This window comes from Nocardia sp. NBC_01327, assembly GCF_035958815.1.
GTDB lineage: Bacteria > Actinomycetota > Actinomycetes > Mycobacteriales > Mycobacteriaceae > Nocardia.
In genome coordinates, this window is record NZ_CP108383.1 from 261,796 (window position 1) to 278,677 (window position 16,882).

Genomic DNA, 16,882 nt, shown 5'->3' on the forward strand with positions numbered 1-16,882 from the left:
CCAGCAGTAACCAGCATCGCTGGCCTTTATCGGGTCAGCGATACCCTCCACCCACTCACGTTCCGCTCCTGGAATATCGCAGGCGTGGAGGCCGCCGACTTTTGGCAGGAATGCCGCACCCTTCACCGCGGACCAGCAGTACCCGAGGTCCATGGCGAGTACTTGCGCTTCCGCACCACGGCTCTGAAAGACCCAATAAGGCTCTTCTCCAGGTCCAATGTTGCACGATATTTCCTTGCTAGTCATGATCTCGATGCTAAGCGAGGATGGACACCGAAACTTGGCGATTACTACCGGAGCCCGGTCTTCTCAATGCTGAACTGCCGCGTGGCGCGCGGTTCGAACCGGCCAGCACGGGCACCTCCGAAGATCAACCGGCCGTGAACATCCGGCACACGAAACCGAGCCCGCACCGTCATCGAAACCGCACCGCCGGAAAACGAAACCCTGAGCCAGTTCTGCCGGCAACAAGGAACGCCAGTCCGAGAAGAGGACCAGAACCGGCCCTCACCCGCATACCTACAATGCAATGAAGCCCCTGATCGGCGGGGAAGCTAGATTAATGATCGTGTCAGGCGCGCCTTTGGAAGCAATTACAACCATAGTTCCTACATTTGCGATTCCACCAGGTCAGCGGGCGAAAATCCACGGTTCAACGGGCGTCAGCCGCCAATAAACTTCCCACTGGCAGCCAGCAGCCAGTTATCGGAGGAACATCTGGCCGTAAACAGCTGCTCTCAGCCAGCCGCCAGCGGCGGGGCTCGACCGGGGTTTGAGGTTCCCCCCAAATGGTGGACGGGGGTTCTATGCGGCCGAGGAATCGGCCGCGTGGAGTGACCGCTCATAGCGGTCGGGGCTGAGCATTCCGATCGCGGAATGGCGTCGCCGAGTGTTGTACCGATTCATCCATTTGTCAACTGCAGCAACGAGTTCCGACTTCGTGGTGAAAGTGTGCCGGTAGTAGTACTCGTGCTTGAACGTCGACCACAGGCTCTCCGCGCCGGCGTTGTCCCAGCATATTCCGGTCGCACCCATCGACCTGCGCAGCCCGTGACGCGAGCAAACGGCGGCCATGGCGCCCGCCGTGTATTGGGCGCCCCTGTCCGAGTGAAGAATCGTGCCCGCACACGAACCGCCGCGAGTGGCGACAGCCAATTCGACAGCGTCGGTGACCATTTCGGTGCGCATGTGCTCGGCCACTGTCCAGCCGAGCACCTTTCTGGAGTGCTCATCGCGGATCGCGCACAAGTACATGTCGCCTTCACCGCAGGTCAGATACGTGATATCCGAGGTCCACACCGCATCGAGGCGGCCCCGGTCGAAGTCGCGATCCACCAGATCCGGCGGGAACGACGCGGCGGGATCGGTGATGGTGGTGCGGATTTTGAAGGTGCGCGGGCTGATCCCGGCCAATCCGATCTCGGCCATGATCGCCGCGACCGTCTTCTCCGACACCCGATCACCCTGCTCACGCAGCTCAGCGGTGATGCGCGGCGCACCATAGGTGCCGTCGGAATCGGTGTGAACGACTTGGATTTTCACCGTCAGATCAGCGCGGCGTTGCTGCCGATCAGTCAGGACGGTGGCCGCCGCGCGTTGGCACCAGGCATAGAAACCCGAGGTCGATACGCTCAACAGGCGTGCCATGCGGGTGATATCGGTCCGAGCGCCGGTGATCTGCGGGGCGGCGCACTCCGCGGCCATCAGCTCGAACCGGGCCGGTTCTGCTGCATCGCCGCGAAGTACGCCGAAGCTTTTTTCAGGAACGCAATGTCCTTGTCCTGCTCCGAGACTCGCCTGCGCAAAGCGAGCAACTCGGCTCGCTCAGCAGGGCTCAACGGCGCCTCGCCATGGACCTCGGCGGCCGCCAGGCGGCGGCGTTCGTCTTTGACCCAGCCGCCCAGCACTGGCTCACCCACTCCGAGCTCGCGGGCGACTTCGGCGATCGTGCGCCCGGTGTCGATTACCCGGTGCGCGGCCTCGACTTTGTACTCGGTCGTGAACGACCGACGCTTGCGAGGAGGCATAGGGACATCCTTTCAACAGGACTTGTCGTCCTGCTAATCAGGTGTCCACCGATCGGGGGGAGCCTCAGTTGCCATACCCGTCTAAGAAACTGGCTCTAGCCGAATCAAGTGAGCTGTAGCCGATGAGCGCGGCTTCGGCATGATTTGAGCGCTTACCCCCGTACAGGTTGCACAGAATGGCCATCGCCGTCACCTGTCGCAGCAACTGCAAATGCACTGCGGCATAAACGACTTCCACGCAATCTGGCATCACCCCACCCACACCAACCGTGGACAGGTCAGACGCCCGCAGACCAACGACCCACTGAACGCACTCCAACCCACGAAGACCCTCTGCCACGGAACACCGTGCGCAGGCCATGACTCGGGAGCGGCACTACTCGATGCAGCCGCCCACCGACTGCGGGCACGGCGTAGCCCACGCTGACCCGTCCAGCACGCCGGACTGTTCTCTAGAGCTCTTCCTTTTGTCCTTCGTTACGAAAAGTCAGACCGCGCGTATGCCTGGCTGACCTCAACTTTTGGTGCTTGCGAACCTGAAAGTTCTTGCTAGACTGACCATCACGAACGGCACCTGTGTGCCTATCGCGAGCCCCGACCAATCGGTCGGGGCTTTTTCGTTCCGCCCAAGCCCCCGGTTGCGCACCCGCGCCGGGGGCTTTTTGCGTTCAAAGGAGATTGACGTTGTCCGGAGTATGGAGTGCCCTCGCCGAGGGTGGCAGTTGGCTGGTGTTCTGGCTTCAGCTGCCGCTACTGGTGCTCGCCATCGCGGTCTTGGTTGCCTTCGCCCTCGCGTTGTTCCGTGCGCGCCCCGAGGATGTTCCGCAGGTGTTCTGCACAGCCACAACGCTTTTCGACCGATGGCCGCACTGGCTTCCCCACCGACGGGCCATACTTCCTCAGGGCGAGAGCGAGCATGACGAGAGCGAAACAACTCCCGTCGACAGTGAGACGAGCCCCGACCTGAACGAATCCGATAGTGAGCAGGAAGAGCAGTGACTCGTCGACGCTCTTCATCCCGCCCAACTGAACGACATGCCACCGACCGGGTCTCGGTTGAAGGGACTCTGGCCGCAGTCCAGCAGAGGTTGTCCGCCTATATCGGTATGCGGTTGCTGACCCAGGACCAAGCGACCGCGATCACCGAGATGGTCCATGGGATGTGCGACATGTTCCCGGTAGCGATGACCGAGGTCGCCGAAGAACTCGTCAACGACCCCTGCGGGGTGAACCCGAGCGACACGTTGGGCACCTTCGTCGCCGCGATGTTCATCATGGCCCGATACGCAGAAGACGCCGCAGGATCCTCCGCAGACAAGAGAGCAGTGAAGCCGTACGAGATGAATTCTCGCGAAGGCAGGATCTGGTCCAAGGTCCACGACCAGCCACAACTGAAAGAGATGTATGACCAGTGGCTGAGGGAACTGTCCATGGGGATCCGGGAGCGTGCAGCGGCGAGCCGGGGTGCGCGACTGCTCAAGTGCCCCAAGCACGGCCGTGTGGCCGAGGTGACCGCGGATATGAGACTCTGCGCAGCACGTACCTGCGAATGCCCGTTGCGTGAGCAAAGTCGCGGTCGCCGTTCTAAGTTCTGCCGACCGGAGTGCCGCCAGCGTGGATACCGCGACAGGCAAAAAGGATTGCCGAGCACGGCACCGGACATCTTGGAGGTGCTCGGGCACGCCGCAACCCTCGACTACGGTGTGGGAAACCTCGCTGACGGCTGGCGAGCGATAGACGACAAAGCGAGGTGGGAGTACACGTGGTCGGAGGCGATCACGGCGTCTGCCGTAGAGATCACCTTCGGGGAAGAGGGCTGACCACACCTAGTCGCTACCCTGAAAGTGACTCGGCAGTACATGGCAGGACCCGCTGATCTCCCTGTTCGGAGATCGGCGGGTCCTGGTCCGCTATCGGCCTACAATCTCTTGTCGTCGTACTCCTCGCTATCGAATCCGAATGCGCCCCGATTCTTTCGGCGCAGGTCGCGGTGACGGCCAGTGCCCGTGACCACGGTCCCGGTTGATCGGATGACCGGTAGTTGAGGGCAAAGCGTCGGTGCCGCGCTGAGACCCGCTGGGGACATCCAGAGAGTCCGTTGTCGATCGGGGCAGCCGATAGTCGGGAGCTAGTTACCCCATGGCAATTCAAAGGCTGATGTCGGCGGGTTGAGTTACATTGTGCGAATGTCGCCCGTTCGGGCGTCTGGTATTGCACTGATAGGAGGTCCCTCATTGGACCCGATTACGTTGATTGTGGCCGCAGTAGCAACTGGTGCTGCCGCCGGTACAGGGGATGTGGTCAAGCAAGCTATCACGGACGCCTACGCCGCGTTGAAGCGACGAATCTCCAACGACTACGGGGTCGTCGACGCTGAGGTTCTCAGCGTCGAGTCCGAACCGGAAGAGGACCTGCGCCGCCAACTGCTGGCCAAACAGCTCACCAAGGTCGGTGCCGGCGAAGACGAACAGCTCGTCGCCGCCGCCCAAGAACTTCTGAACTTGGTCATCGATGAGGCACCACAAGCTGCACAGATCGTTGGCATCGAGCTGAACCGTGTCGACGTCGGCGGCGATATCGAAGTCATCGACGTGGCTGTACAGGGGGGCAGCGGTGTCACCGCTACTGACGTCTCCACCGGCGGTTCGTTCACGATCAGCAACGTGCGGGCCAGCGCCGGGGAGCCTCCCCACCCTCCCCAGGCGCGGCGGTAACCGGCTTCACTGCCGCCGCGCAGCAGAGCTTCACCGCCTCCAACCGCAACACCTCGGTCGGGCGGGATTACATCATCAACGTCGGTACGCCCGTAGGTGAGGGCGGAAACTCCGGGAACGTCCGCGCCGTCACCACCTCCGTCGAAGCGCTCCCGATCGGCGAAAACATGTGGACGATCAAGGTTCACAACGGCTCCAAAGGCCCGATCACCGATCTCAGCGTGAACGTGTACGTCACCGACCAAGTCGGTCAGCCGACTGAGGACGAGTGCGTCCCCGCGAAGGGACGGATATCCATCGAGCAGCTCACACGGGACCTGATGGGGCAAGCCATGCGCGGCGGTATCGGGGCGGTCGAGGACCAAGCAAGGAGATCACCGCTGGCCTCGCTGTTCATGCCGAATGACATCAACCTCATGGGGCTCGTCGACAGCAGCTCGATGATTCCGGACATCCTCAACCTCGCCATGCCCACATTGAGGCAGCACATGCAGGCAATGAACGACACCTTCCCGACGGTCCTGCCAGCGGGTCAATCCACCGCCGTGGTGTACTTCGCTGCAGGCCAGGGCCAAGTGCAGGCCGATATCAAGTTCGACGACGAAGCAGGCAACCATTGGGTCCGGTTGTTCGGCCAACCGCCGGTACTGACCGAGTAGGCCGATCCCCAGGATGAGGTCCGCGCAGCGGCGGCCTTCATCCTGGGGAGAGACAGTTAAGGTCGACATCTTCACGCGGTGATGGGCATGGAACATGGTCATAGCGTCAATCGCGTCGAGGTCGTCGACGGTGGGGCCGTGATTGTTGAGGTACCCGCGGAAGACAAATTTCAAGGTCGACAGCTCACCCGCGTAATTGTGCCGGACCAAGTCGAAGGCTAGGCGCGAGTGCACGTCTGAAGTCTCGAGCCATCCGCTATTGCCGCGTGACGCGCGGTTCGAACCGGCCAGCACCGGGCACCTCCGAAGATCAACCGGCCGTGGACATCCGTCACACGAAACCGAGCCCGCACCGTCATCGAAACCGCGCCGCCGGAAAACGAAACCCTGAGCCAGATTTGCCAGCAACAAGGAGGCGCCCCTTCGGGAAGAGGACCAGAACCGGCCCTCACCCGCATGCCTACATGCAATGAAGCCCCTGATCGGCGGGGAAGCTAGATTGATGATCGTGTCAGGCGCGCCTTTGGAAGCGGTCAAACAGACCATGAGAACACGCTGGCCGCTGTACCTCGCATCGATGCTCGCGGCCAACGCGTTCGGTGCTGTCCTGGTGTGGGCGTTCATCCAGTACGGGCTGCCCGTGCCGGAGCGGGGGTCGAATGCGACCCGGCAGACGGGGTTCCTGCTGCCCGCGCTCGTGTTTCTCGTCGGCGGGCTGCTGAGTTTGACCGCTTCGGCGCTCATGTTGCGGCCGGTGATGCGCTGGCAGGTGCGCGGCGGGCCGCCGAGCCGTCAGGAGCAGATGGCGGCGCTGCACGCACCGCTGCGGCAGTCCATCGTGCATCTGGTGCTGTGGCTGGTGGGCGGCGCGGTGCTGGCATCGCTGATCATCGTGCGGGCCCCGGAGCTGGCGGCCGCGGTCATCGTCACCGAATGTATGGCCGCCACCATCGTTTTCGGCTTCACCTACATGCTGGGCGAGCGGATTCTGCGCCCGGTCGCCGCCGAGGCGCTGACCGTCGGCGCGTTCGATCACACCCTGACCGCCGGTGTCGGCACCCGTATGGCCATGACCTGGGGCATGGGCACTTTCGCCCCGGTGATCGCCATCGTGCTGCTGTGCGTCACCCAGATCTCCTCGCGCGTGCAGTTCTCCGCGCAGTCGCTGGCGGTATCCATTCTGCTGCTGTGCGGTGTGGTGATCATGCAGGCGCTGGCCCTTTCCATGCTTACCGCGGCCAGTATTTCCGATCCGATTCGGCAGCTCAGCCAGGCCATCGATCGCGTGCAGGAAGGCGCGCGGGATGTGCAGGTGGAAGTGTTCGACGGTTCCGAAATCGGACTGCTGCAGGTTGGCTTCAACCGAATGATGGGTGAGGCCGCAAAGCGTCGGGAACTTCAGGAATTGTTCGGCCGGCATGTCGGTGAGGATGTGGCGCGGCGGGCACTGGAGTACGGCACCGAACTCGGTGGTGAAACCCGATTCGTGGCGGTGCTGTTCGTCGATATGGTCGGTTCCACCGCCACCGCGGCGGAACGCCCGCCGACCGAAGTGGTCAGCCTGCTCAACGAGTTCTTCCGTGTCGTGGTGGATGTGATCGACCGCCACCACGGTTTGATCAATAAATTCATGGGTGATGCCGCGCTGGCTATTTTCGGTGCGCCGCTGGACCGCCCGGATGCCCCGACCGCGGCCCTCGCCGCGGCCCGTGAGCTGCGGGAAGCCCTGCGCGAGGTGCCCGGATTGGATATCGGCATGGGCGTTTCGGCAGGCTTGGCAGTCGCGGGAAATATCGGTGGCGCAAATCGTTTCGAGTACACCGTGATCGGTGATCCGGTGAACGAGGCCTCCCGCCTCACCGAACTCGCGAAGGATCGCCCGGGTCGCGTCCTGACCTCCTCCAGTGCGCTGTATTTCGCCGACGAGAACGAACAGCGGCATTGGGAAACGGGCGAAGAGGTCCAACTGCGTGGCCGCCGGCGGAAAACCCGGTTGGCCTGGCCCAAGGAAAGTACCGACCCGATGGATGCAGACGAGGCGGTAGCCAGTTCGTTAGGGTGAGCATGTGACGGCCCATGGTGAGCTGGCCGGCGAACCTGCGCCGCCCGCGGAGAACTCGCGCCGCGGCAGGTTCTGGTGGGCCAAATGGGTGCTCGGGGCCGCGCTGCTGAGTCTGTTGATTTCAGAAGGCTTTTATCTATATCCCCGCCTGCACGAATCCTGGAAGAACCTCACCGAAATCCATTGGGGATGGGTCGCCGCCTGCATCGCGATGCAGGCGATTTCCATGAGTGGGTTCGGCGCCATCCAGAAGCAGCTGCTGCATGCCGGGGGCGTGGAGGTCAGTCACCGCAAGTCGGTGTCGGTGGTGTACGGCTCCACCGGTATGTCGCTGACACTGCCTGCCGGGCAGGTCTTCTCGACCGCCTTCACCTACCGGCAGATGCGGCGCTGGGGCGCGAGTCCGATTGTGGCGTCCTGGCAGCTGGTCATGTCGGGAGTGGTGGCGGCCGCGGGCCTGACGCTGCTGGGTCTGTTCGGCGCGGTGCTGGCCGGGGACCGGGTCGGACCCGCCAAGGTGATCTTCTCGCTGGGCGCGGTGGCGCTGCTGGTGTGGGCCCTGAACTACGTGGCCCGCCACCCCGGCACCATCGAAGCGGTATTGCATCGAATTCTGCGGCTGGTCAACAGGATTCGACATAGACCCGCGGAGGCCGGCGCCGAGAAGATCGGTGAGGTCCTGAACCAGCTGGAGTCGGTGGATCTGGGCCGCAAGGACGGCGCCTGGGTGGTGCTGTGGGCGCTGGTGCACCGGCTCGCCGACGTCGCCTGCCTCGGTTTCGCCTGCTACGCGGTGGGCGCGGACCCCCGCCTGGCCGGGCTCATGCTGGCCTTCGCGGCCGGAAAAGCGGTGGGCACCATCCCCTTCGCCCCGGGCGGCATCGTCTATGTGGACGCCACCCTGATCTACTCGCTGACGGCGGCCGCCGGTCTGCCCGCCGCCCAGGCCGTGGCCGCGGCCTTCCTCTATCGCCTGATCAGCTTCATCCTGGTGGCGATCATCGGCTGGATCGTCTTCCTCTTCCTCTTCCGCAAGCCGCATGACGACGACGCGGCGTACGAGAAGGAATTCGAGGAGCGCGGCACCCCCCTGATCGCCGAACCGCGCCGGCCCAATGCCCCGCCCGGCGAGGATTCCTGACCTTCGGCAGACGCCCTCCCGCGGTGAGACGAGTGTCCCTCGCAGTGGGATGTAGGACGCCCGATAACCTGTGGCCCGTGAAGAAACTCGCGCCGTTCGTCGCAGATGCCGTACTGGTGATCGTGTTCTGCGCAATCGGCCGGCACAATCACGATGAGCCGGTGCTCGCCGGAATGGCCCGCACGGTATGGCCTTTCGCCACCGGCCTGCTACTGGGCTGGGTGATCGCCATCGCGGTCGCCGCCGGGGGTGAAGGAGCCAGCGCGGCAAAGCGTTTCGACGGCCGGCCGGTATGGCCGACCGGCGTCATCATCTGGCTGAGCACCCTGGTTGGCGGCATGCTGCTGCGCGTGGTGAGCGGCCAGGGCATCGCGTTCAGCTTCGTCCTGGTCGCCGCGACCGCGCTCGCGCTGTTCCTGCTCGGCTGGCGGGCCGGTGTGAAAGCGCTGCGCTGGAACTAGTCCCGAACAGTCGGGACTAGTCCGGGGCCGCCAGCGACTGCAGCAGTCGCGCCGCCATGCGCGCGGTGGTGTCCCCGCTGTCCACATCGTCGATGTGAATGGCGAAGGCGAGATCGCCCATGGTCGCGATGAGCCAGCCATTGGTGCCCGCCGGAGCGGCGAACGCCTGCACGCCCTGATAGCGATTGAGGCTGGCCAATTCCGGAGCCGCCGTGCCGTCGCGGAGCATGCCGCGCAGGCGATTGGTGACATCACCGGGGAGAGCGGGCAGATCGGCTTCGGTGGTGGCCGGGACGCCGATCTGGATCATCGGCTTGGGCACCTGGCCATTGGCGATGGCGGCCGCCGCGATGGCCATACCCCAGGGGCTGGCCAGCAGTGAGTCGGCGGCATTGCCGCGGCCGACCTGTTCGGCCGCGTTCTTGCCGGTGGGCAGGCGGCCGGTGGTCTCGTCCAGTCCGGGGATCTTGAAGTCGATTCCGACGCCGAGCATGCTCGCCGCATCGGCCGCATCGCCGACCGAGACGTCCTGCGGCGCTTTCTTCTTGGTGATGGCGGCCATGTTCTTGAACAGCTCGATCATGCCGCCGACCGGATACAGCCCGGTGAAGGCCACCGAACCGTGCTCACTGGCCTGGCTGTTCTGCGCGGCGGCGACGATCGCCCCACTGGAGGGCTGGATGGCCACGATGGAGGCGGGCGTGCCGACACTCACCACCGCGTCCTCGGCCGCGCGCTGCAGATGCTGGTCCATGGTGCCGGGGATATCCGGTCCGGGCGGGCCCTGTTCGCCGGCGAGCTGGGTGACGAAGGTGCCGTCCGGTTCGAAGAGTTGTACACCCCAACCTGAGCGCTGATCGTTATTGTTCTGCCACACCTTGTTCAGCGAGTCGAGCATCGGCGACCACACTCGGCGGTCGGCGGAGATGAGCCGGGGTTGCTGCTCCATGACCACGCCGGGGATGGCCGCCATCTTCGGTTGCAGGATGGCGAAGTCGCCGTCGCGCAGGTTCACCGCGACCACGGGTTTACCCTGCGAGGCCGACAGCTGTTGCAGCAGTGACGGTCCGGTGATGAGCGGCGCGACCGGGGCGATGGCATCGGCCAGCGCATTGCTGGAGGCGACCGGATCGCCGGTTTTGGTGGGGTCGAGTTTGACGACATTGATGGTCTGCTCGGTCATGAGCGGCGCACCGACGATGTCATTGACGTGCGGGGCCGGCGTGGCATACGTGCGAACCAGCTTCACGGTGCGTTTGCTGTCCAGCTGCGGGATGATCAGCGCCGGATCCCATGAGATGCGCCAGCCCACACTGAGTTTGCGCACGGTGCCCTGCAGGTCGTACTTCCAGTTCTTATTGTCCCCGAAGTTCCAGGCCGCACTCATGCTGAACAGACCGGTATTGCCGTCGAGGCCGATGAACTGGGTCACCTGGTAGTCGGGTTTGCCCGGGTTCAGCCCGCTGAAGACTTGCTTCAACGTTGCGGACGCACCATTCGGGTAGGACGTCAGCTCTGCCGCGTCCTCATAGTTCTGTTTATCGAGCAAGCTGGAGAATCGCTCGACAACAGCCTCCGCACCGGTCGCTCGCTCCCGGAAAGCACACGACCCCATCGCAATCGCGAGGGCGAGCACCCCCGCGAGCACGATCGCGCCACGGATCCGGAAGCGGCGGGATCCCCACACATCCATATCGCCCACTCTTCACTCTTGCCACATCAGCAACAGGACCACGGTACCGCGTTCAAATCACTCGCGGTGCCACCTTTCCACCAGGCGTGTATGTACCGAGATCCACCATAGTGCCGATTTCGGCCCACAAGGACCAGTTACATGATCACCGGTCGGTTACGGACCTGGCGTATTCACGCCTCCGCGAACCACTCAGTACGTACCCCATGGCGTGCTTGCGCAACCGTCGAGATCACCCGCACCAACCCCGTTCTCGGAGAGCGGAATCCAATCGCCCGGAATGAACGTAACGTTGTAATCAGAATTACAACTCGACACAGCAAGTGAGAGTGACCGCCATGAGACACGGACATCGTGGACGTGAGTTCGGACGCCCCGGAGGCTGGCAGCAAGCCGACCTGCCCGACGCCGCAGACGCTTCCGATTGGTTCGCTGGACGATTGCCAGCCGACTGGTTCACCGGACCCCCGACCCTCGAGATCGACCGCGACGAAATCGTCGTAGTCGGCGAACTTCCCCTGCCCACTCCCGAATCCGCCGAAGGTGAGGATGCGGCCGACGTGCCGCAGGCCACCCGCGAGGGCCTGGTTTCCCGCTTCCGGGAATCCACCCGTGCGGCCCGCATGCAGATCGCCCAGGAGGCTCAGGCCCGCTACGGCCGCAATGTCGCCTGGGGCGTCACGGCCGGCGACGATCGAATCCTGTTCACCCACCTGGCAGTTCCGGTCATGACCCGGCTCCGCCAGCCCGAGCGCAAGGTTCTCGACACCCTCATCGACGCGGGTGTCGCCCGCTCCCGCTCCGACGCGCTCGCCTGGACCGTGAAACTCGCGGGCAAGCACGCCGAGGAGTGGCTCGACGAACTGCGCGGCGCCATGCGCAAGGTCGACGACCTGCGCTCCGAAGGACCGCGCGGGCTCTGAAACCCGCGCCCGCGGCTCGGGTCCACGGCGAGGGGCCTGAACCCGGGCCACCGGCGGGTCAGCCGATACAGTGAGCGCATGGCTGCCTCCGCCGGTCCGATCCTGGTGCTCAACGGTCCGAACCTGAACATGCTCGGCACCCGACAGCCCGAGGTCTACGGGTCCGACACCCTCGACGATGTGATCGAGCTGTGCCGTAAGACGGCGGCGCGATTCGGCCGCGAGGTCGAGGCGTTCCAGTCCAATCATGAAGGCGCGCTGATCGACCGGATCCATGCGGCGCGCGGCGTCGAATCCGGGATCGTCATCAATCCGGGCGGCTTCACGCACACCTCGGTGGCGCTGCGCGACGCACTGGTGATTCCGGAGGTGCCGATCGTGGAGGTGCACATCAGCAATGTGCATGCGCGCGAAGAGTTCCGGCACCATTCGTTCGTCTCCCCCATCGCCACCGCGGTCATCGCGGGCATGGGGATCCAGGGTTACGCGGCGGCGATCGAGTTCCTCGCGACCCGCTGACACCACCCGCTGATCAGGCCCGGCTCACCTCGAGCCGGGTCTTTTTTTCTGCCTTTTTCGGGCGGCCGAATATCGCTTCCGCATCACGAGATGTAGTAGGTATGCTACATATCATCCGGCTTCTACTACGGAGGATGGTATGACCGTCGGCGAAGATGTTGTTTTGGACGTCGAACAGCTGCGCATGCGATACGGCACGCGAGATGTGCTGCACGACGTCACTTTTCAGGCACATGCGGGCGAGGTGCTGGTGCTGCTCGGCCCGAACGGGGCGGGCAAGACCACGACCATCGAGATTCTCGAGGGCTTCCGCATGCGCTCGGCGGGGCGAGTCTCGGTGCTCGGCGCCGACCCCGCGCACGGGGACGAAGCCTGGCGCGCACGGATCGGGGTGGTGCTGCAGTCCTGGCGCGATCACGGTAAGTGGCGGATCCGCGAACTACTGGACTACCTGGGCATGTTCTACGCGCCCTACTCCACCGGCAGCATTCGCCGGCCATGGGACACCGATGAACTCATCGCGGCGGTCGGTCTCACCGCACATGCCGATGCGAAGGTCATGACGCTGTCGGGCGGGCAACGCCGGCGGCTCGATGTGGCCATCGGCATTGTCGGGCGGCCGGAACTGCTGTTCCTGGACGAGCCGACCGCCGGCTTCGATCCACAGGCCCGGCGCGAATTCCACGATCTGGTGCACCGGCTCGCCGATGACGAGCACACCACCGTCCTGCTCACCACCCACGATCTGGACGAGGCGGAGAAACTGGCCGACCGCATTCTGGTGCTGGCGGGCGGGCGGATCATCGCCGACGGGTCGGCCGATCAGCTGTCCCGGCGCATTGCCGGTGAGGCCGAGGTGAAGTGGACGCGGGACGGTCAGCGGTTCGTGCACACCACGACCGAGTCCACCAAGTTCGTCTACGAGCTGTTCCAGCAGCACGGTGCGGAGATCGAGGAGCTGGAGGTGCGGCGCGCCTCCCTCGAGGACACGTATATGACGCTGGTGCAGCGCTTCGAGTCCGGCCAGGAGGAGAACGATGTGCACACTCTGGAGGAGGTAGTCCGATGAATCCCCTCGGCATCGCGGTCAAGGCCGGGTTCCGGCGCGGCTGGATCGAGCTGCGGCAGACGCTGACCAGCGGCCAGGACCTGTTCATCCAATTCTTCTGGCCCGTCATGACTTTGGTCGCGCTGTACCTCATGCGCAATGGCAGCTTCGCGGCCAGCGGGCTGAAGCTGGGTGCGCTGGCGCTGCCGGGCGTGCTGGGCATGCTGATCGCCTTCAACGGCATGTTCGGCATCTGCCAGGGCCTGACCACGGACCGCGAGGACGGCACGCTTTTGCGCGCCAAGGCGACTCCGAACGGCATGGTCGGCTATCTGATCGGCAAGATCGTCATGGTGTCCGGAATCGTGCTCTCTCAGCTGATCATGGTGCTGGCGGTGGGCGCGTTCATCATCGGCGGCGTGCGGCTGGACACCGCCGGCTCCTGGATGACCCTGATCTGGGTGCTGGTGCTGGGCCTGCTGGCCGTGCTGCCGATCGGCGCCGTGCTCGGATCGATCTTCGAGAGCCCGCGCGCCATCGGTTTCCTCTCGTTCCCCATTATGGGTCTGGTGGCGATCTCCGGAATCTTCTACCCGATGACGGCCCTGCCCGGCTGGCTGCAGGGCGTGGGTCAGATCTTCCCGATCTACTGGCTGGGTCTGGGCATGCGCTCGGCCCTGCTGCCGGACAGTGCGGTGGCGGTGGAGCTCGGCCACTCCTGGCGGCACCTGGAAACCGTTGCGGTACTGGGTGTCTGGTCGATTGCCGGACTACTGCTGGCACCGGTCGTGCTGCGCCGCATGGCACGGCGGGAATCCGGGTCGAGCGTGGCGGCCCGGCGCGAGAAGGCCATGGCGCGTGCCTACTGAGGTCATTTTCAATCGGATCGCGATGCTGCGCGCCGAGCGCGGCATCTCCCGGCGGGAGCTGGCGGAGGCGCTCGGCGTGCACTACCAGACCATCGGCTACCTCGAACGCGGCGAATACAGCCCCAGCCTGCATCTGGCACTGCGGGTTTCGCAGTACTTCGAGGTCCCGGTCGAGGTGGTCTTCTCCACCGACCCCTTCCCCCGCATCGGCTCCGAAACGGCGTAGTCCGCTGTCGTCAGGCGCCGCGCATGACCGCGTACACCGGTACCGGCGCACCCGCGCTCTCCGATGCGGCAATCGCCTTGCGCCACAGCGCCTGTGCGGCACGGGAGAGCGAAGCATCCACGCCCGCTTCCACACTGGCGTCGACCACGTGCTGCGCTCCGGCATCCATCATGGCCAACTGGGCCCGATCACCCCAGCCACCGGCCTTCGCGGCTGCGGCGAAATCGCTCATGAAGTAGGGAAACGCCTCGTTGGAGCGCAGTGCGAACGGCAGAAAGCGGTCGATCTCGTTGCCGGAGTTCGCGATCAGCGCCATGGCCTGGTCGAAAGCCAGCATCCACGGATGGAAGATGGTGAGCAATGCCTGGTAGAAGACCTGTGCCAGACCGTCATCCACACCCAGATACTCCTGTGGACTGAGCGGGCGCAGCACCTCGGCGTGCGCGTCGAAGACCTCGCGCGGACCGCTGTAGAAGATGTACGACGCCGGATGCGCGATATTGTCGCCCGCCGACATGACGCCGCCGGACAGGAATTCCGCACCGTGCGCGCGCACCCAGGCCGCACCCCGGCGGGTCTGCTCCGGCGAATCCGAGGAAAGATTGGCTATCACCTTGCCCGCCAAGTGTTCCGCGGCCTGACCGAGCACGTCGTACATGGCGGCGTAGTGGGTGAGGCTGAGCACCGCCACCTCGTTCGCCTCCAGGGCCTCCGCCACGGTCGCGGCCCGCTTCGCACCGAGTTCGGCCATGGCGTCGGCCTTTTCGGCACTGCGGTTCCATACGGTGACCTCGACGCCGGCCTCCAGGAAGGCCCGGACCATGGCCTGCCCCATCGGGCCCAGGCCGAGAACGGTGACGGAACGCGGCTGCTGAGACATGGTGTGTCCCCTTCGAATTGTCGCTGGAATGGTGTCGGCGCCGGATTCGATGGTGGTCGCGATCGGTAGCCTCGGGAAGACCGCACCTGCGCGTGCGGTTGCTTACCTACAGGTTCGAAATACGGTCAGGAGGTCCGCGATGAATGCCGGTGGTGACGCGGATCACGACGTGTGCGGCATGTCCGTCGCCATCGACGTGGTCGGCGGAAAATGGAAACTGCATCTCATGTGGGTGCTGGGCGACGGCCCGAAACGCTTCGGCGAAATCCGCCGCCTGCTCACCGGCGTCAGCGAGAAGGTCCTCACCGAAAACCTCCGCCACCTGGAATCCAGCGGCGTGGTCCATCGCGAGATCTACCCCGAAATCCCACCCCGGGTGGAGTACTCCCTCACTCCCCTGGGCGAAGACCTCAACCAGGCCCTGCGCCCCCTCGAACACTGGGGCGACCGTAACCGCACCCGCCTCCTCGCCTCCGCCCCTTGATCCGAACCTCTCCGTACTGCCCTCAAATCGCGAATTGCTCGGCGAGGCGTTCGCCGATGCGCTCCACGAGGGTCGCGGCATCGGCCATGCAGCGCACAGGGTCTGGTTCCAAGTCGGTGAGCGCGTAGGCGGCAGCGAATCCGGCGGCATGCCACTCATCGGGAGTCAGTTGCAGGCGACCGGAAACCGCTACGACCGGGATGCCCGCGCGGCGGGCGGCGGTGGCTACGCCCATGGGGGCTTTGCCGTGCAGGCTTTGCAGGTCGAGGGAGCCCTCGCCGGTGACGACCAGGTCGGCTCCGGTGAGGTGGGCGGGGAAATCGACGAGGTCGAGGACGACGTCGATGCCGGAGCGGGGGACCGCGCCGAGCACCGCCATGGCGCCGAAGCCGGTGCCGCCCGCGGCGCCCGCCCCGGGTTTGTCCGCCCATTCGGGGCCGATGAGGTGCGCCCAGATCGTCAGGGCTGCTTCGAGAGTCGCGATCTCGGTGGGACCCGCACCCTTCTGCGGCGCATAGACGGCGGCCGCTCCGGTGGGGCCGAGCAGCGGATTGTCGACATCGCTTGCGAGAGTGATGCGGGTGTGTGCCAGCGCCGGATGCAGGCCGGTGCGATCGACACGCTCACCGTGACCGAGAACTATTTCAGGCCAAGACAATTCGGTGCCGGAGGCATCGCGAATGCGCAGCCCCAGCGCGTGCAGCATGCCCGCTCCGCCGTCGGTGGACGCACTGCCGCCGAGGCCGAGCACGATATCGCGCACCCCGCGATCCAGGGCGTCCGCGAGGACAAGGCCGAGTCCGTAGGTACTCGCGCCCAGCGGATCGAGCACTCCGCCAGGGAGTTTCACCACTCCGACCACTGCCGCCAGTTCGATCACGGCGGTATCGCCCCGGACGGCGTAGGCGGTGTCGACCTTTCTGCCGGTCGGGCCGAGAGCCCGCACCGGCACCCGCTCCCAGCCCGCGGCGAGGAAGGCGTCGACGGTCCCGTCGCCTCCGTCCGCGACGGGCAGCTGCCGCACCTCGGTCCCGGGTGCGGCTCGCCCGATGCCCCGGGCGAGCGCGGCCGCGACTTCGGCGGCGGTCAGCGAGCCTTTGAATTTGTCCGGGGCGAGGATCACCCGGCGTGGTCCGGCGTGTGTCACCCGCTCAGTCTCACCGATTTCCGCGCCCG

At 65.0% G+C, this 16,882-nt stretch carries 18 protein-coding genes; 13 read left to right on the plus strand and 5 right to left on the minus strand.

What is annotated here, in order from left to right; all coding sequences use genetic code 11:
• Window positions 1–804 precede the first annotated feature (804 nt).
• Complete coding sequence (locus OG326_RS01085; protein WP_327141149.1) at window positions 805–1,704, minus strand: IS3 family transposase; 900 nt, start codon at window positions 1,702–1,704, stop codon at window positions 805–807.
• Window positions 1,704–2,027: a transposase gene (locus OG326_RS01090; protein WP_327141148.1), complete on the minus strand. Its 324-nt coding sequence runs from the start codon at window positions 2,025–2,027 to the stop codon at window positions 1,704–1,706. The genes OG326_RS01085 and OG326_RS01090 overlap by 1 nt, the downstream gene beginning before the upstream one ends.
• Before the next feature lie 684 nt (window positions 2,028–2,711).
• Between OG326_RS01090 and OG326_RS01095 the strand changes: the two genes are divergently transcribed.
• From OG326_RS01095 to OG326_RS01125, 7 genes are all read left to right on the plus strand, one after another.
• Window positions 2,712–3,026: a hypothetical protein gene (locus OG326_RS01095; protein WP_327142759.1), complete on the plus strand. Its 315-nt coding sequence runs from the start codon at window positions 2,712–2,714 to the stop codon at window positions 3,024–3,026.
• Between the two features lie 107 nt (window positions 3,027–3,133).
• On the plus strand, window positions 3,134–3,847 hold the full coding sequence (locus OG326_RS01100) for a hypothetical protein (protein WP_327142760.1): 714 nt from the start codon (window positions 3,134–3,136) through the stop codon (window positions 3,845–3,847).
• 414 nt (window positions 3,848–4,261) lie between these two features.
• Window positions 4,262–4,741, plus strand: a complete 480-nt coding sequence (locus tag OG326_RS01105) for a hypothetical protein (protein WP_327142761.1) — start codon at window positions 4,262–4,264, stop codon at window positions 4,739–4,741.
• 167 nt (window positions 4,742–4,908) lie between these two features.
• The gene (locus OG326_RS01110; protein ID WP_327142762.1) at window positions 4,909–5,400 is read left to right on the plus strand and encodes a hypothetical protein; all 492 of its coding nucleotides are present in this window, start codon (window positions 4,909–4,911) and stop codon (window positions 5,398–5,400) included.
• A 502-nt stretch (window positions 5,401–5,902) separates the two neighbouring features.
• On the plus strand, window positions 5,903–7,462 hold the full coding sequence (locus OG326_RS01115) for an adenylate/guanylate cyclase domain-containing protein (RefSeq protein ID WP_442790895.1): 1,560 nt from the start codon (window positions 5,903–5,905) through the stop codon (window positions 7,460–7,462).
• A 4-nt stretch (window positions 7,463–7,466) separates the two neighbouring features.
• Window positions 7,467–8,603, plus strand: coding sequence for a lysylphosphatidylglycerol synthase transmembrane domain-containing protein (locus OG326_RS01120; protein ID WP_327142763.1), 1,137 nt, complete (start codon window positions 7,467–7,469; stop codon window positions 8,601–8,603).
• 77 nt (window positions 8,604–8,680) lie between these two features.
• Entirely contained in the window at window positions 8,681–9,064 is a 384-nt protein-coding gene (locus tag OG326_RS01125; RefSeq protein ID WP_327142764.1) for a DUF3054 domain-containing protein, read from the plus strand.
• Between the two features lie 16 nt (window positions 9,065–9,080).
• Here the strand turns inward: OG326_RS01125 and OG326_RS01130 are convergent, their stop codons facing one another.
• Window positions 9,081–10,757, minus strand: coding sequence for an NTF2-like N-terminal transpeptidase domain-containing protein (locus OG326_RS01130; RefSeq protein ID WP_327142765.1), 1,677 nt, complete (start codon window positions 10,755–10,757; stop codon window positions 9,081–9,083).
• 338 nt (window positions 10,758–11,095) lie between these two features.
• Between OG326_RS01130 and OG326_RS01135 the strand changes: the two genes are divergently transcribed.
• From OG326_RS01135 to OG326_RS01155, 5 genes are all read left to right on the plus strand, one after another.
• Entirely contained in the window at window positions 11,096–11,680 is a 585-nt protein-coding gene (locus OG326_RS01135) for a hypothetical protein (RefSeq protein WP_327142766.1), read from the plus strand.
• Between the two features lie 78 nt (window positions 11,681–11,758).
• Complete coding sequence (aroQ, locus tag OG326_RS01140; RefSeq protein WP_327142767.1) at window positions 11,759–12,199, plus strand: type II 3-dehydroquinate dehydratase; 441 nt, start codon at window positions 11,759–11,761, stop codon at window positions 12,197–12,199.
• A 139-nt stretch (window positions 12,200–12,338) separates the two neighbouring features.
• Window positions 12,339–13,268 (plus strand): ABC transporter ATP-binding protein, encoded by a 930-nt coding sequence (locus OG326_RS01145; protein WP_327142768.1) that lies wholly within the window; start codon window positions 12,339–12,341, stop codon window positions 13,266–13,268.
• Window positions 13,265–14,116: an ABC transporter permease gene (locus OG326_RS01150; RefSeq protein WP_327142769.1), complete on the plus strand. Its 852-nt coding sequence runs from the start codon at window positions 13,265–13,267 to the stop codon at window positions 14,114–14,116. The genes OG326_RS01145 and OG326_RS01150 overlap by 4 nt, the downstream gene beginning before the upstream one ends.
• Window positions 14,106–14,342 (plus strand): helix-turn-helix transcriptional regulator, encoded by a 237-nt coding sequence (locus OG326_RS01155; RefSeq protein ID WP_297622364.1) that lies wholly within the window; start codon window positions 14,106–14,108, stop codon window positions 14,340–14,342. The genes OG326_RS01150 and OG326_RS01155 overlap by 11 nt, the downstream gene beginning before the upstream one ends.
• A gap of 10 nt (window positions 14,343–14,352) precedes the next feature.
• On the opposite strand, the gene OG326_RS01160 is transcribed toward OG326_RS01155, so the two are convergent.
• On the minus strand, window positions 14,353–15,222 hold the full coding sequence (locus OG326_RS01160) for an NAD(P)-dependent oxidoreductase (RefSeq protein ID WP_327142770.1): 870 nt from the start codon (window positions 15,220–15,222) through the stop codon (window positions 14,353–14,355).
• Between the two features lie 139 nt (window positions 15,223–15,361).
• On the opposite strand from OG326_RS01160, the gene OG326_RS01165 reads away from it, so the two are divergent.
• The gene (locus tag OG326_RS01165; RefSeq protein WP_327142771.1) at window positions 15,362–15,706 is read left to right on the plus strand and encodes a winged helix-turn-helix transcriptional regulator; all 345 of its coding nucleotides are present in this window, start codon (window positions 15,362–15,364) and stop codon (window positions 15,704–15,706) included.
• A 22-nt stretch (window positions 15,707–15,728) separates the two neighbouring features.
• Here OG326_RS01165 and OG326_RS01170 read toward each other — a convergent pair whose 3' ends face one another.
• Window positions 15,729–16,853 carry a glycerate kinase gene (locus tag OG326_RS01170; RefSeq protein ID WP_327142772.1) on the minus strand — a complete coding sequence of 375 codons (1,125 nt, stop codon included), beginning with the start codon at window positions 16,851–16,853 and terminating at the stop codon, window positions 15,729–15,731.
• Between the last annotated feature and the right edge of the window lie 29 nt (window positions 16,854–16,882).

What these genes read in the sequence shown, in the direction of transcription:
- OG326_RS01085 (WP_327141149.1), bottom strand. Translation starts at nt 1,704, where the DNA reads ATGGCCGCGGAGTGCGCCGCCCCGCAGATCACCGGCGCTCGGACCGAT.
- OG326_RS01090 (WP_327141148.1), bottom strand. Translation starts at nt 2,027, where the DNA reads ATGCCTCCTCGCAAGCGTCGGTCGTTCACGACCGAGTACAAAGTCGAG.
- OG326_RS01100 (WP_327142760.1), top strand. Translation starts at nt 3,134, where the DNA reads ATGCGGTTGCTGACCCAGGACCAAGCGACCGCGATCACCGAGATGGTC.
- OG326_RS01110 (WP_327142762.1), top strand. Translation starts at nt 4,909, where the DNA reads ATGTGGACGATCAAGGTTCACAACGGCTCCAAAGGCCCGATCACCGAT.
- OG326_RS01115 (WP_442790895.1), top strand. Translation starts at nt 5,903, where the DNA reads ATGATCGTGTCAGGCGCGCCTTTGGAAGCGGTCAAACAGACCATGAGA.
- OG326_RS01130 (WP_327142765.1), bottom strand. Translation starts at nt 10,757, where the DNA reads ATGGATGTGTGGGGATCCCGCCGCTTCCGGATCCGTGGCGCGATCGTG.
- OG326_RS01135 (WP_327142766.1), top strand. Translation starts at nt 11,096, where the DNA reads ATGAGACACGGACATCGTGGACGTGAGTTCGGACGCCCCGGAGGCTGG.
- aroQ (WP_327142767.1), top strand. Translation starts at nt 11,759, where the DNA reads ATGGCTGCCTCCGCCGGTCCGATCCTGGTGCTCAACGGTCCGAACCTG.
- OG326_RS01145 (WP_327142768.1), top strand. Translation starts at nt 12,339, where the DNA reads ATGACCGTCGGCGAAGATGTTGTTTTGGACGTCGAACAGCTGCGCATG.
- OG326_RS01150 (WP_327142769.1), top strand. Translation starts at nt 13,265, where the DNA reads ATGAATCCCCTCGGCATCGCGGTCAAGGCCGGGTTCCGGCGCGGCTGG.
- OG326_RS01160 (WP_327142770.1), bottom strand. Translation starts at nt 15,222, where the DNA reads ATGTCTCAGCAGCCGCGTTCCGTCACCGTTCTCGGCCTGGGCCCGATG.
- OG326_RS01165 (WP_327142771.1), top strand. Translation starts at nt 15,362, where the DNA reads ATGAATGCCGGTGGTGACGCGGATCACGACGTGTGCGGCATGTCCGTC.